Source organism: Saccharothrix sp. NBAS 001 (assembly GCF_056640475.1).
In genome coordinates this window covers 4,528,911-4,541,289 of the sequence record NZ_CM153251.1, presented here as the reverse complement: position 1 = coordinate 4,541,289, position 12,379 = coordinate 4,528,911, and the positions used below count along the sequence as shown (strand labels likewise).

Genomic DNA, 12,379 nt, shown 5'->3' with positions numbered 1-12,379 from the left:
CTCACGGCGAGGGGACCCCGTCGAAGAACTGCCTGGCCTTGGCCCAGGCGTTCGCGCCGACCTGCCGTCCCAGCGCCCTGCCGTTCTGGTTCGCGTCCTGCACGTGGATCCCGCCGTACAACCGGGAGAGGCCGTTCTCCGTCTCGGCCGCGGTGAACGTCGACCAGCTCAGCGTGATGTCCCGGCTCGGCGTCAGCCCGGGCTCCACCCGGGACGCACCCTGCGGGAACACGACCGTCTCGCCGTACGCGTCGCTGCCGGTGAAGTTCTTCAGCACCTCCGCCGCAGCGGCCCCGAAAGTGCTGTGCCCCGACACGTAGTCGCCGAACGACGGAGTGATCAGGAACTTCGGCTGGTACGGCAGCCACGTGTCGCCGTTGATCAGCTCGGGGCCGCCGTTCGCCTTCGACCAGGACGGGATCTGCTTGTTGCGGTTGAGGTAGCGGATCGCGGTCACCGGCCGCACGTAGTCGTACTTGTACTTCACGCCCCAGCACGCGATCCCGGCGTCGAAGATGGCGTTGGCGATGGCGAAGTACATCTTGGCGTCGTCGTCGACGGTGTGGGCGTCCCTCGTGGCGACGTACTGGCCGACCATCAGCCAGCGCCCCGGTGGGCGCGAGGTCCCAGGGAAGTCGTCGGCCCAGTACTCGGTGATCACCTTGCGGCGGTCGTTGAGGTCGGCGGCGTAGTCGATCAGCTGCTGCGCCTGCTGCTCGAAGCGGACGCTGCCGTACAGCGCGGGCTGCGCGACCACGCCGGTGAACTGGTCCCAGGACTTCATCGCGAACGGTTTCACGTTGCGCCAGTGCGGACCCGTGGCCACCTGCGTGATCTCCACGCCGTTGTCCCGGTAGATCAGCGGCTGCCACCGGTTGACGTCGCGCACGGTGTTGACGGCCAGCGGCTTGTCGATGTCCATCGGCAGGTTGGCCGGGACGTAGCCGGTGTAGTCGGCGTAGCGGCCGGGGGCCATGTCGCCGAGTTGGTTGGAGCCGTCGCGATGGCGGTAGTCCAGCACCGCCCCGCAGGCCCGCTTGCCGACCCAGGAGGGCACGCTGGTCGACGTGGGTCGGTAGCCCAGCGTCGCCATCAAGGCGTCGAAGTCCGCTTTGAACTCCGGGAACAGGTCCACCGCCGCGGTGTAGGCGGCGAAACTGATCGCCTCGTCCTTGTTGGCTGCGGTGCGCTCGCCCTCCGGCCGCCGCAGCCCGTTGCCGAACATGGTCCCGGCGGCACGGGAGTCGTACGCGGCCCAGGCGTCGTAGATGCACGTGTGCAGCACCGCGTAGGCACGGGCCACCATCGGCGGACCCATGGACGACTTGGCGACCGTCGCCATGCCGATGGTGCTCCACCGGGTCACTACGTTCGGTCCGGCCACGCGTGGGGTGTCCGCGACAGCGGGGGCGAGGGGGAGTCCGAGGGCTAGTACGGCGGCGAGCACTCCCGCCGCGGTGAGACGTGGTCTGGATAACCGGGATGTCATCGTCCGCTCCAGGTTGGTGAGGCCCTGCGGGCTGACCAGGTGGGGCGCGGTGTCGCGAGGCAGGGACGGGTGACGAGCCGTCACGGGCAAGTCGATACGGAAATAGCAAGCGTTCTGTCGTTTGTAGCAGTCTGCTGCGGTGGCTCACAAGTTCGAGTCGCATGCCTTCGTGCAGACGGCCGAAGTGGCTTGCTGTATTTGCAGGACTTTCGGTCAGAGTGGTGGGCCGAGGTCGTCCGACGCCAGTCGGCCGTGAACGACGACGCCGCACCGATGACTTTCACTTTCTTAAGTGATGTGGTTCTTGGTCGGGTCGAACCGCGGCGAGCCGACCGACATCCCGGCGCGATGTGCGACCGCCTCCGGCAGGAACGGTGGGGTCGAAGCCTTCGGCACGCCGTGGACGGGTGACGTTGCAGACTCTCACCCTTTCAGGCGGCGACCGGGTACGTCCGGTGTCGCTACGTTGGCCTCACCCGCGACATCGAGGGAGCCTCACGTGTCCATCGCGATCGGACCGATCGGCGGTCCGCCGCACCCCGACTGCCTCCCCGCCGGACAGCAGGGACTGCCCGAGGACAGGGCCGACCGGATCGCGCCGTCCGCCAGGGGCGTCGAGCAGAGGCCCGGGCAGCGCGGGTCGGACCGCATGCGCGTGCCGACCGTCGCCTCCGCTGACACTGCGCCGGACCGGCGGATCGTCTCCGGTGCGATCGCCGTGGTCCACCCCCGGGTGGGGACGCCCGGGGAGGCGCGGGACCGGGTGCCGGAAGCGGCACGGTCCGTCCCCGTGGAACGGGCGGGCATGGCGGAAGCGTTCGGCCCGTGAGTTCCCCGTCTCCCGTCCCGCCCGGGGTGGTCTACCTCGACCACAACGCCACCACGCCGGTCGATCCCCGGGTGGTGGACGTGTGCACGGCCCGGCTGCTGGACTTCGGCAACCCGTCGAGTGGTCACGTCCACGGCCGGAACGCGCGTGCCGTACTGGACGAGGCCCGTGCGTCGGTGGCGGACCTGCTCGGCTGCCGACCCCGCGAGGTGGTGTTCACCGGCGGCGGGTCGGAAGCGGACGCGCTCGCGCTGCGCGGTGCTGCGCTCGCCCGCAGGGCACGCGGCGACCACGTGATCACGCAGGTCACCGAGCATCCCGCCGTGTTGGCGACGTGTGCCGCGCTGGCCCGGCTGTACGGGTTCCGCATTACGCTCCTGCCGGTGGACCGGCACGGGGTGGTCGATCCGGGGTCCCTGGCCGCCGCTGCGACCGACGACACCGTGCTGGTGTCGGTGATGCATGCGAACAACGAAACCGGGACGCTGCAACCGATCCGGGAACTTGCCGAGATCGCTCACGAACACGGGGCGTTGTTCCACACCGACGCGGCGCAATCCGCCGGGAAGGTCGGCTGCGAAGTGGACGAGCTGGGCGTGGACCTGCTCACCCTGGCAGGGCACAAGTTCTACGCGCCCAAGGGGGTGGGGGCGCTGTTCGTGCGCGCAGGGGTGGAACTGGAACCCCTGGTGCCAGGCGGCGGGCAGGAACGCGGACTCCGCGCCGGGACGGAGAACGTGCCGTATGCGGCGGCACTGGGCGAGGCCGCCAGGCTCGCAGCCGCAGCGCTGCCGGCGGAGCAGCACCGTCTTGAGCGGCTCCGCGACCGGCTCCTCGCGGAGCTGGAGCAACGGCTTCCCGGTCGTGTCCACCTCAACGGCCACCCCGTGCGCCGCCTGCCGAACACGCTCAACGTCGCGATCGACGGCACGACCGCAGCGGACCTGCTGCAGCGCGTGCCGGAGGTCGCGGCCTCGGCCGGATCGGCCTGTCACGAAGGCGACGAACGCCCGTCGCCGGTGCTCACCGCCATGGGGCTGGACGAGTCTCGTGCACTCTCCTCGATCCGGCTGTCCTTGGGGCGCTGGACCACAGAGGACGACGTCGTGCGCGCTGCGACGCTGCTGGCCGCCGGCGCGTGAACACCGGCCGGTGCTCCCGCCCGAGGGGCAGGCGGGAGCACCGGCCGGTGTTCAGCCGTTCCAGCGGTCCAACCAGGCCTGTTCCTCGGCCTGCTTCTCCTCGTGGAACTCGTGGGACGGGTCGAGCAACGTCACCGACGGACCTGCGGGGGCGAAGAAGTCGCCGACTCCCTTGGCCGACAGGTGACCGCCGATCTCGACGTAGCACGAACCGTGCCCGTCGAATCGGGCCTCGGGCACGTCCAGCCCGAGGAACCGGGCCACGCCGTTGGCCACCACCTCCGACTCCCCTTCGGCGAACACGGCCGCCTTGGGCAGCGGTTTGCCGTTGGGCAACGTCAGCGCCGAGCTGTCGCCCAGCGCCCACACCGCGGGCGCCGAAGCCCGGAGGGTGTGCGGGTCGACGGGAATCCACCCCGTCGGGCCGAGACCGGTACTCGCGACCGCCGGCGGTGGCTGGTGCGGCGGGACGACCAGGAGCAGGTCGAACGCCTCGTGACTGCCGTCGGTGAACACCAGCCGCCGGGTCGCCGCCTCGACCCGGTCGATGCTCCTGCCCGGGTGGAAGCCGATCTGCTGCTGTTCGAGCATCCCCACCAGCGCCCGTCCCACGGCGGGGCCGGCGACCGGCATGGGCAACGGGTCGGGGGTGAACGCGTCGATCGTGACCGAGTCGCGCACACCCCGTTCCCGCAAGAGGTCTCCGGCCAGCATCGCGCCCTCGAACGGTGCCGCGGGGCACTTGAACGGCACGCCGGCGACAAGCAGGGCGATCCGACCGGAATCCACTTCGGACAGGCTCCGGTTCGACCGGACCGCTCCGTCGAGGGTGTAGAACTGCTCGGCGATGCCCACGTGGAGGGCTTCGTCGAGTCCGGCGACCTTCCCGGGGGCCAACCCGGCTCCGAGCGCGATCACCAGCGCGTCGTACGGGATCCGGCCTCCGTCGGTGTGCACGATCCGGTCACCGACGTCGACCCGCCGCACCTCGGCGGTGCGCATGTCGATGCCGGGCAGCGGTTTCGGGCGGACCCGGACCTGCCCGGCATCGCGCCACCCGCGCAGCACCCACAGCAGGGACAGGCCCAGGACGCCGTCGAACGAGCGGTCCACGAGGATGATCCGGTCTTGCTCGGGCAGGAGTTCGCGCAGGCGGGCAGCGGTACTCAGACCGCCGACCCCCGCGCCGAGGACAACCACGGTGTCGGACACGGTCGGTTCCTCGTCTCAGACGTTGATGACCTTGTCGGCCCAGACGGTCCACTCTGCGAGTTCGGCCATGCCCGAGCGCCTGCTGCCGTCCACGAGACGCGTGTCGTCGATGCCGCGTGCCGCCATGCAGGCCCCGCAGTTGCCCACAACGCCGCCCTTCTCGGTGAATCCCTTGATCATCTTGCCGAGGTTGTAGAAGCCGTCGGGGGTCCGCTGCCCGTCGACTGTCGCGGCGACGGCGTCGGCGAACATGAAGACCCGCACCTCGTGGTTGCCGTCGGCGTCGATGAGTTGGCGGGCCCAACGGACACCGTTGTAGGTGCGCTCGGTGCCGTACGGCGGGTCGTGCAGGACGATCAGGAACTTCATGGGGGTTCTCCTGGTGGTTGTCGGCACGAGGGGTCCACTGTGGTGGTGGGGGTGGGAATGTCGGGCATCGAGAGTTCGCCATCGCTTCGCCCGCCGATGCCCCACCCGACCCAGTACTTCATTTTTCCACTTAATCATGGATAAGCATAGTATTGTGAGGGTGTCGCGCAAGCCCTGGTCGGGTGAAGGTGGGCAGCGCCCGGCGCCGACGCCGGGCTGCCGGAGCGCAGGCTCGGAAGCCCTCGATCCGGACTCGACGGAAGCGCTGGTCGACAGGTAGGTCCGGGAGTCCACCCCCACAGAGCGCGCCGGAATCCTGCACGTGGCCACCCGACAACCCGCTTCCGCTCGCGGAACGGCTCGACGGTTCGGCCTGGTCGGAGTTCGTCGCAGACGGGAACGCTGCCCAGTACGCCCTCCGACGGAAGATGTTCGGGAGCCGTGTGGAGGCCCGAGCCGCGCACAAGAGGCCATCCCGATGACCTCGATCGATACCTGCGGGTGAATGACGGGAGGGGCCGTCGCCGGCTCGCCGGTAGCACCCTGGGGGTGGACTCGGCGTCGGCCAGGGCTTCGGCGGTGGGCGGCGTCCATGCGCCGGTGCGGAGTCCCTCGGTGTCGACCTGCCAGACGGCGAGGACATCCCTATCGTCGGCTTCCTCGTCCTGTGCGATCGCAGTGTGTCCAACCGTCGTCCGCCCGAAGCCGGCCTTCGTGGGTGACAGGCCCGACGGAGATTGCCGCAGCACCTCGACGGTCGTCTGGTTTCCCGTCTGGTGCGGGATCTGCCGACACTCGACCTCTCGGGTTGAGTGCTGCTCGTCTTCGAGGCACCCCTCGACGAGGTGTGGGGCATGATGGGCAGGAGGAGGATCCCGGATGGAATCGTGGGACTTCTACATCTCCTACACCCAGGACGATCGCGCGTGGGCCGAGTGGATCGCGTGGGAGTTGGAGGCGTCCGGCTTCCGGGTGCTGATCCGGGCGTGGGACATGGTGCCCGGTGCCAACTGGGTCAACCGGATGCAGGACGGGATGCGCGGTGCCGCGCGCACCGTCGTGGTGCTGTCCGCGGCGTACGAGTCGTCGTTGTTCGCTGCGGCGGAGTGGCAGGCCGCGTGGCGCACCGACCCGACGGGTGTGGACCGCAGGTTGCTGGTGGTGCGGGTGGAGGACTGCGAGCCGCCGGGCCTGCTGGCGTCGGTCGTGCCGGTGGACCTCTGGGGCGTGGGTGAGGCGGCGGCGCGTGAGCGGTTGTCCGATGCCGTGGCGGGTGCGCTCGCCGGTCGTGCGAAGCCGGTTCCCGCACCCGGTTCGACAGCCGGTAGAGGTCCTTTCCCCGGTGCGCTGCCCCGGATCTGGAACCTGCCGGGCCGCAACCCGCACTTCGTCGGCCGCGACGGGGTGTTGGTGCGCTTGGCGGATGGCGCGGCACCGGTGCGGTCGCTGCTCGGCATGGGTGGCGTCGGCAAGTCGCAACTGGCGGTCGAGTACGCGCACCGGTGGGCCGACGACCTGGCGTTGGCCTGGTGGATCCCCGCCGAGAAACCCGAGGTGATCCCCGAACACCTGGCCGCGTTGGGCGCCCAACTCGGCCTCGGCGCGCACCGGGCGCGGCTGCCGGCGGTCGTCCTGGCGGAGTTGCGCGGGTGCACGGACTGGTTGGTGGTGTTCGACAACGCGGAGGATCCCGCGTCGCTCCGGCCGTTCCTGCCGTCCGGTGCGGGCCAGGTGCTGATCACGACCCGGCGGACCGGGTTCGGCGCGTTGGGCGCGGTCGTGCCGGTGGACGTCTTCGGACGGGCGGAGAGCGCGGACCTGATCCGGAAGCGGACACCCGGGCTGGACGACGCGGACGTCGACGGGTTGGCCGCCGCGCTGGGCGACCTGCCGCTGGCCGTCGAGCAGGCGTGCGCCTATCTGGAGACGACCGGCGTGGAGGTGCCCGCGTACCTGGAACTCCTCCGCGTCCACGCGGCCCGGATGCTCGACAAGGGGCAGGTCATCGGCAGGACCGAGACGCTGGCGACGTTGTGGGACCTGTCGCTCGCCGACCTGTCCGCCCACGACATCGCGGCCCGCCAGTTGCTGACCGTCCTGTCGTGGCTCGCACCCGAACCGGTCCCGATCGACCTGTTCACCAACCACCCGGACCGCCTGCCCGCACCGTTGGCCGGTGTCGTGCCCGACCCCGTGGCGCTGACCGACACCCTCGGCGCCCTGGTCAGCCGGTCGCTGATCCGCCGCACACCGACCGGGATCACCCTCGTCCACAGACTGCTCCACGGAGCGCTGCGCGCGCACCGACGACCCACCCCGTCCGAGGGAGACGTGCCACCGGCGACGGCCCAGGCCCTGTTGGCGGCGGATCTGCCCGGCGAGATCGCCGCCGCACCGCGGAACTGGGCACGGTGGCAGAGCCTGTTCCCCCACGTCCTGACCGTCACCGACGACATCGCGACCCGCCAGGTCGAACCCTCGGCGCACGGTGCCTGGTTGCTGGACCGGACGGGCACCTACCTGCACGCCCACCACCGTCCCTTCCAAGCGGGTCCGCTGTTCCAACTGGCGCTGACCATCGACGAGGAGATCCACGGTCCCGACCACCCCGCGGTCGCGGCAGACCTGAGCAACCTGGCGGGTGCGTTGCGCGACGTCCTCGCCCAGAGTTCGGCGCTGCCGTTGTTGGAGCGTGCACTCGCGATCGACGAGGCCCACTACGGCCCCGACCACCCCACCGTCGCCGTCGACTTGAGCAACCTCGGCACCGTGCTGCGTGACCGCGATCGTCGGGACGAGGCCCTGCCGCTGCTCGAACGGGCACTGGCCATCGACGAGGCCGCCTACGGTCCCGACCACCCCGCGGTCGCGGCCGACCTCGGCAACCTCGCCCAGCTCCGGCGGGAACTCGGGCACGTCGACAGCGCGTTGCCGATGCTGCGCCGAGCGCTGACGATCGCCGAGCACGCCTACGGCGAGGACAACCCCGCGCTCGCCGTGCACCTGAGATCCCTGGGCTTGGAGCTGATCGACCTCGGGAGGTCCGACGAAGCGCTGCCGCTGTTCCGGCGGGCCCTGGCGATCGCAGAGGCGGGGTACGGCCCGGAAAACTCGGCGATCAGCACGTACCTGTACGAACTCAGCCGGGTACTGGGTGCCCTCGACCAACCCGAACAGGCCGAGGCGTTGTCCAAGCGGGCGTACGCGACAGCTCTGTCGGCCTACGACCCGGACCGCCACCCGGTCGTGGTCCACGCGACCTATCAAGCACCCATGCGCCACCACCCAGGACGCGACGCACAGGTCAGCTGGTGACCAATCGCGCGGTGGTCGCCAGGCGAAGTGCCGAGCCTGGTCACGCTCTCGGCGTTCCGAGCGCGTGACGGGAATCGAACCCACCCATCCAGTTGGTGGCAGTGCCGCCCATGTTCCGGTGCGGCGTCGCCCGCACACCGGACCACTACGCACTCGCGATGCGACGTTCGCCTGACGCGACTTGTCGCCTGTCCTCGCCTGCCGGGCGTTGGGGAAGCGTCGAGATGACCTGCAGGGCTTGAAGTCACCGGCAGGGCGGGGTTGACCGACGACTGGGTTACCGAGCGGCGAGGTGGCCTTCCTGATCGTGTCCGACAGAGGCCGCACCTTCACCTCGCCGCAGCCTGCACTCCGCCACCACCCGACCGCACAACAACAACGCGGCGAGGTGCCCTATACCCCGGCCGCGTAGATGCTCTACGCCGTGGACGATGCTCTCCGCGAGTACCTCGCTCGACACCGGCGGCCACTCACCGTGCGGACCTCTACCGGCGTCACGCCGAACTCGTCCGCGCGGGCTTCACCCGATTCGGCCTGACCACCTTCATGCCAGACCGGCACCGTGACAACTCCGTGACCACTCTGACGCTCCCCTCGGCGAACCTGAGTGGTCGATGTACTAGCTGTCCGAGCGGGGATAGTTGCCTTTGAGGATCGTCAACAGGTTGCGCAGGTAGGCCTTCGGTCCGAGTTCGCCGATCAGGGCGATGTTCGACTCGATCCACTGCTCTTCACTGATCATCGGCTCGTGGGGTTCGGCCAGTACGGGATCGATATCCACGGCGTAGAAGGGATTGGCGATCATTGCCGCGACGTCGACGGGGGTCCACTCCTGGCCCGCGTACTCGTTCATGACGGACAAGGCTAGTGACAGACGAGGACATCGATCGGGCGATCCGCTCAGACCGCGTGTCCGCGGTGCACCATTCGCGGGCGGCTGGCGGTGGGCGCGACTGACGCGTGGTCGTGTGTTGTCGTGGCCGGCGGTTGACAGTAGGTGCCGACCGTTCCGACTGCGAACAGTACGGCCCGTTGCCGGGTTGCTCCCATTCGCACCGTGGCCCGGCTCGGTGTCGACGGCATATGAAGGTCGGTCGGTGTCAGCTGCCCGACCTTTGGGTACGTCGCCCGATCGGGTCTGGTGTGGCGCTGTCGTGGTGGAAGAGTTCGGCGGGTTGGACGCCGAGTGCGTCGGCGAGGACGAAGACGCGGTCGAGGCTGGGGGAGTGGCGGCCGTTCTCGATGCGGTTGATCGTCTTGCGGTCGAATCCGGTGGCTTCGGCCAGCTGTTCCTGGGTCCAGTCGCGGTTGGTGCGCAGTGCCGCGATGCGGTGGCCGAATTGCGTGCGTCGTTCCGCGAGGTGCGGATGCACGGGCGACGCTGGCACGGGGGCAACGTTGGTACTTCACGCCGCGCGAGTCCGTACCAACAGTGGTACAAAATCGGTCGCGGAACCCCGTCGGGCCGGTATCGCTGCTGGTCAGGGCTGGGTTTCGTGATGCTGTCGTGTTGTTGCCGATCCACCCGTGGAGGCGATGAGTGACCAGTGATCCCGAGACCGTCAAGGCCGCCCGCCTGTTGCTGACCCGGTTGGGTGTGACCCCGCAGGACCTGATGCGACCACCGGTGGACCTGCCGACGTTCGCGGCCTACGTGCCCACCGTGGTCGCCGCGTCCGGGCCGGGGGCGGTGCGGACCTACGGCACCTACTGGACGCGGATCGTGGAGACCTTCGGCGACCGCCGCCTGGACGAGCCCACTCCGTCGGAGATCGAGAGGTTGATGCGCCGCCTGGTCGCGACGCGCACGATCCGCCGCAACGACTGCGGCGGCCACTCCGTGGCCGAGCACCTGGTCTCGGCGATGCGCGCGGTCTACGCCCGCGCGATCAACGACAAACTCGTCCCGAAGGACTTCAACCCCGCCGGCGAGGTCCGCAAACCCCGCCGCCGACCCACCGCCCGCCGCGCTCTGGGGCCTGCGGAGGTGGCCGCGCTCGCCGACGCGATCACCAGCGGAGGCCACGACACCCCGCTGGACACCCTGCTGTTCCGGCCGCACCTGGAGACTGCCTGCCGCCGCGGCGGTGCCCTCGCGCTGTGCGAGGACGACGTCGAGCCGACCACGTGCCTGGTGCGGTTGCGGGAGAAGAACGACACCGTCCGCTGGCAACCCGTCAGCCCCACCCTCGTCCAGGCGCTGCTCGACCACCGACGCCACCGCGGCAACGACAAACCCACCCGCGAACCCCTGCTGCGCCACCGTGACGGGAATCCGATCAACCGCCGCCGCTACGACCGCCTCTGGCAGCGTGTCGGCCGCCAGTTGGACTGGGTCGCCGCCCGCAACGTCTCCACCCACTGGCTGCGCCACACCACACTCACCTGGGTCGACCGCCACTACGGCCCCTCGATCGCCCACGGCTACGCAGGACACACCGCGCCGCGCGGAGACGACGTCACCGCCGTCTACACCAAACCCACCCTCGCCGACTATGCCACCGCCCTGGCCGCCTACACCCGGGAACCCCACCCACTCGCCACCACACCACCGCCCGACGGCGGACTCCCGGTCTTCCCGATCCTGAACCCTGCCCGCCCGTGAACGAACGCCTCACCCCACTGTTCACGCCACCCGTCGAGCGTCCGCTCAGCCCCCTCGCCGAGATCGTCGCCCCACGACAGGCCGACCACGGGCTGGATCCGGGCCTGGTCGTCGCATCCTCGACCATCGACCACTCCGGACGCATACCCGCCACCCGACTGCTCAACACACTGGGCTGGCACGTTGGCCAGGGCACACGGGCACGACTGCGCGGCGACGCGATCCTCGTCAAACCCGACCCCGACAGTCCACACAGGATCGACCACCGCAGACAGATCTTCATCCCAGCCGGGCTGCGATCACTGGCTGGCATCCCCACCGGCGACCTGCTGCTGATCACCGCGTCACCGGCCACCACCACACTGCTCGTCCACCCGGGCCGCGTACTGCGCCGGATCGTGTCCGACCACCTGACATCCGCACCCGACCGCACCGGGAATCGGCCACAGCCGGCCCGCTGAGCTCCACCTCGGGCCCGACAGGTGTCGTCTACGCGACTTTTACCCGCCACCTGTAGTGGTAGGCGAGAGCGTGGGCTGCGACAACTGTCGGAAGGCCCGGACCCGACGTGCCCGCGCGTGGAGCGGCCCCGCGATCACCAAGCCGCTCCACGCATCACGTCGTCAGACGACGTTGGCCTACTGGCCCCCGATCCCAGGCTCCAGGGCTGTGGCAGCAGGGAACGCCGCGATGCCCGGACGGGACTCCGGGCAGTCTGTCGGGCCCCAGGACGGCGAGCACGTCGGGGTAGGAGGCGAGTTCGTGGGTGAGGGAGCGCGGTGACCTGGTCGAGGGTCTCGGCGTCCGGGATGACCCGATTTGAGGACTACTGGGCCTGCCGTCGGCGCAGGAGGGACTTCATCTCCCCAAGCGCCACCGCCGATGGGTTGGTACCACGGCGTTGGATCTGCTCGGCCTTGGCCAGCATCCGATAGTGCGAGCCTGGATCACGCAGCTCGCGGAAAACGATGTGCCGCCACTTGACCAACAGCTCCCGCACCCCTGCGTCGAGCTGGCGGACCTCTTGGCGGACGAAGGCCGCTGGCCTGAGGCTCTAAAACTGGCGAGGGGCAAGTCTTGGGCGCAGGAGTGGATACCCAAGCGGCTGGCCCTGGCTGGCAACCTCGACGCGTTGCGGAGACTGGCCGACCACGGCCTCGACCATGCCGGTCGGAAGTTGGCGGCGCTCCTCGTCGAACACGGTCGCCACGACGAACTTCTCGACCGCACGAGAAAGGGCGACCAGCACTGCACAGAGCGACTCGTCGCCCTCGCCCACGAAGGGAACCTCCCGTACGGCGAGAGGCTGCTCGCCGAAGGGCTATGACGCGGCAAGCGACAGGTGTCCGACCCGCGCGAGAGACGCAGCAGGTGCTCTCGTGGGAACGGAGATCGGTCGCGGCGGTGACGGCGAGCCG

13 protein-coding genes are annotated in these 12,379 nt (G+C 69.7%); 6 read left to right on the top strand and 7 right to left on the bottom strand.

Going from position 1 to position 12,379, the window contains the following annotated elements:
• Window position 1: 1 nt before the first annotated feature.
• Window positions 2-1,342, bottom strand: coding sequence for a vanadium-dependent haloperoxidase (locus AC0HI0_RS18670; protein WP_480933643.1), 1,341 nt, complete (start codon window positions 1,340-1,342; stop codon window positions 2-4).
• Between the two features lie 646 nt (window positions 1,343-1,988).
• Here AC0HI0_RS18670 and AC0HI0_RS18665 point away from each other — a divergent pair.
• Together AC0HI0_RS18665 and AC0HI0_RS18660 are read left to right on the top strand one after the other, a co-directional pair.
• The gene (locus AC0HI0_RS18665) at window positions 1,989-2,318 is read left to right on the top strand and encodes a hypothetical protein (protein WP_480933642.1); all 330 of its coding nucleotides are present in this window, start codon (window positions 1,989-1,991) and stop codon (window positions 2,316-2,318) included.
• Window positions 2,315-3,460, top strand: a complete 1,146-nt coding sequence (locus AC0HI0_RS18660; protein WP_480933641.1) for a cysteine desulfurase family protein — start codon at window positions 2,315-2,317, stop codon at window positions 3,458-3,460. Before AC0HI0_RS18665 ends, AC0HI0_RS18660 begins: the two co-directional genes overlap by 4 nt.
• A gap of 51 nt (window positions 3,461-3,511) precedes the next feature.
• Here the strand turns inward: AC0HI0_RS18660 and AC0HI0_RS18655 are convergent, their stop codons facing one another.
• The 3 genes from AC0HI0_RS18655 to AC0HI0_RS18645 all read right to left on the bottom strand — a co-directional run bounded on the left by AC0HI0_RS18655 (window position 3,512) and on the right by AC0HI0_RS18645 (window position 5,790).
• Entirely contained in the window at window positions 3,512-4,672 is a 1,161-nt protein-coding gene (locus tag AC0HI0_RS18655; RefSeq protein WP_480933640.1) for an NAD(P)/FAD-dependent oxidoreductase, read from the bottom strand.
• Window positions 4,673-4,687: 15 nt separating this feature from the next.
• Window positions 4,688-5,041: a DsrE/DsrF/TusD sulfur relay family protein gene (locus AC0HI0_RS18650; protein WP_480933639.1), complete on the bottom strand. Its 354-nt coding sequence runs from the start codon at window positions 5,039-5,041 to the stop codon at window positions 4,688-4,690.
• Between the two features lie 134 nt (window positions 5,042-5,175).
• Complete coding sequence (locus AC0HI0_RS18645; RefSeq protein WP_480933638.1) at window positions 5,176-5,790, bottom strand: DUF6218 family protein; 615 nt, start codon at window positions 5,788-5,790, stop codon at window positions 5,176-5,178.
• 130 nt (window positions 5,791-5,920) lie between these two features.
• Here AC0HI0_RS18645 and fxsT point away from each other — a divergent pair, with 130 nt between their 5' ends.
• Window positions 5,921-8,356, top strand: a complete 2,436-nt coding sequence (gene fxsT, locus AC0HI0_RS18640) for an FxSxx-COOH system tetratricopeptide repeat protein (RefSeq protein ID WP_480933637.1) — start codon at window positions 5,921-5,923, stop codon at window positions 8,354-8,356.
• 619 nt (window positions 8,357-8,975) lie between these two features.
• Here the strand turns inward: fxsT and AC0HI0_RS18635 are convergent.
• Both AC0HI0_RS18635 and AC0HI0_RS18630 read right to left on the bottom strand, forming a co-directional pair.
• Window positions 8,976-9,209, bottom strand: a complete 234-nt coding sequence (locus AC0HI0_RS18635; RefSeq protein WP_480933636.1) for a hypothetical protein — start codon at window positions 9,207-9,209, stop codon at window positions 8,976-8,978.
• Window positions 9,210-9,456: 247 nt separating this feature from the next.
• Window positions 9,457-9,744: a helix-turn-helix transcriptional regulator gene (locus AC0HI0_RS18630; protein WP_480933635.1), complete on the bottom strand. Its 288-nt coding sequence runs from the start codon at window positions 9,742-9,744 to the stop codon at window positions 9,457-9,459.
• Window positions 9,745-9,896: 152 nt separating this feature from the next.
• Here AC0HI0_RS18630 and AC0HI0_RS18625 point away from each other — a divergent pair, with 152 nt between their 5' ends.
• Both AC0HI0_RS18625 and AC0HI0_RS18620 read left to right on the top strand, forming a co-directional pair.
• Window positions 9,897-10,961, top strand: coding sequence for a tyrosine-type recombinase/integrase (locus tag AC0HI0_RS18625; RefSeq protein WP_480933634.1), 1,065 nt, complete (start codon window positions 9,897-9,899; stop codon window positions 10,959-10,961).
• On the top strand, window positions 10,958-11,422 hold the full coding sequence (locus AC0HI0_RS18620; RefSeq protein WP_480933633.1) for a hypothetical protein: 465 nt from the start codon (window positions 10,958-10,960) through the stop codon (window positions 11,420-11,422). Before AC0HI0_RS18625 ends, AC0HI0_RS18620 begins: the two co-directional genes overlap by 4 nt.
• A 365-nt stretch (window positions 11,423-11,787) precedes the next feature.
• Here AC0HI0_RS18620 and AC0HI0_RS18615 read toward each other — a convergent pair whose 3' ends face one another.
• Window positions 11,788-11,961 (bottom strand): DUF6247 family protein, encoded by a 174-nt coding sequence (locus tag AC0HI0_RS18615; RefSeq protein ID WP_480933632.1) that lies wholly within the window; start codon window positions 11,959-11,961, stop codon window positions 11,788-11,790.
• On the opposite strand from AC0HI0_RS18615, the gene AC0HI0_RS18610 reads away from it, so the two are divergent.
• Entirely contained in the window at window positions 11,896-12,288 is a 393-nt protein-coding gene (locus AC0HI0_RS18610) for a hypothetical protein (protein WP_480934572.1), read from the top strand. The genes AC0HI0_RS18615 and AC0HI0_RS18610 overlap by 66 nt on opposite strands.
• Window positions 12,289-12,379: the final 91 nt, after the last annotated feature.

Excerpts from the sequence above, each read along its gene's own strand:
- fxsT (WP_480933637.1), top strand. The coding sequence starts at position 5,921 with ATGGAATCGTGGGACTTCTACATCTCCTACACCCAGGACGATCGCGCG.
- AC0HI0_RS18670 (WP_480933643.1), bottom strand. The coding sequence starts at position 1,342 with ATGGCGACGGTCGCCAAGTCGTCCATGGGTCCGCCGATGGTGGCCCGT.
- AC0HI0_RS18650 (WP_480933639.1), bottom strand. The coding sequence starts at position 5,041 with ATGAAGTTCCTGATCGTCCTGCACGACCCGCCGTACGGCACCGAGCGC.
- AC0HI0_RS18635 (WP_480933636.1), bottom strand. The coding sequence starts at position 9,209 with ATGAACGAGTACGCGGGCCAGGAGTGGACCCCCGTCGACGTCGCGGCA.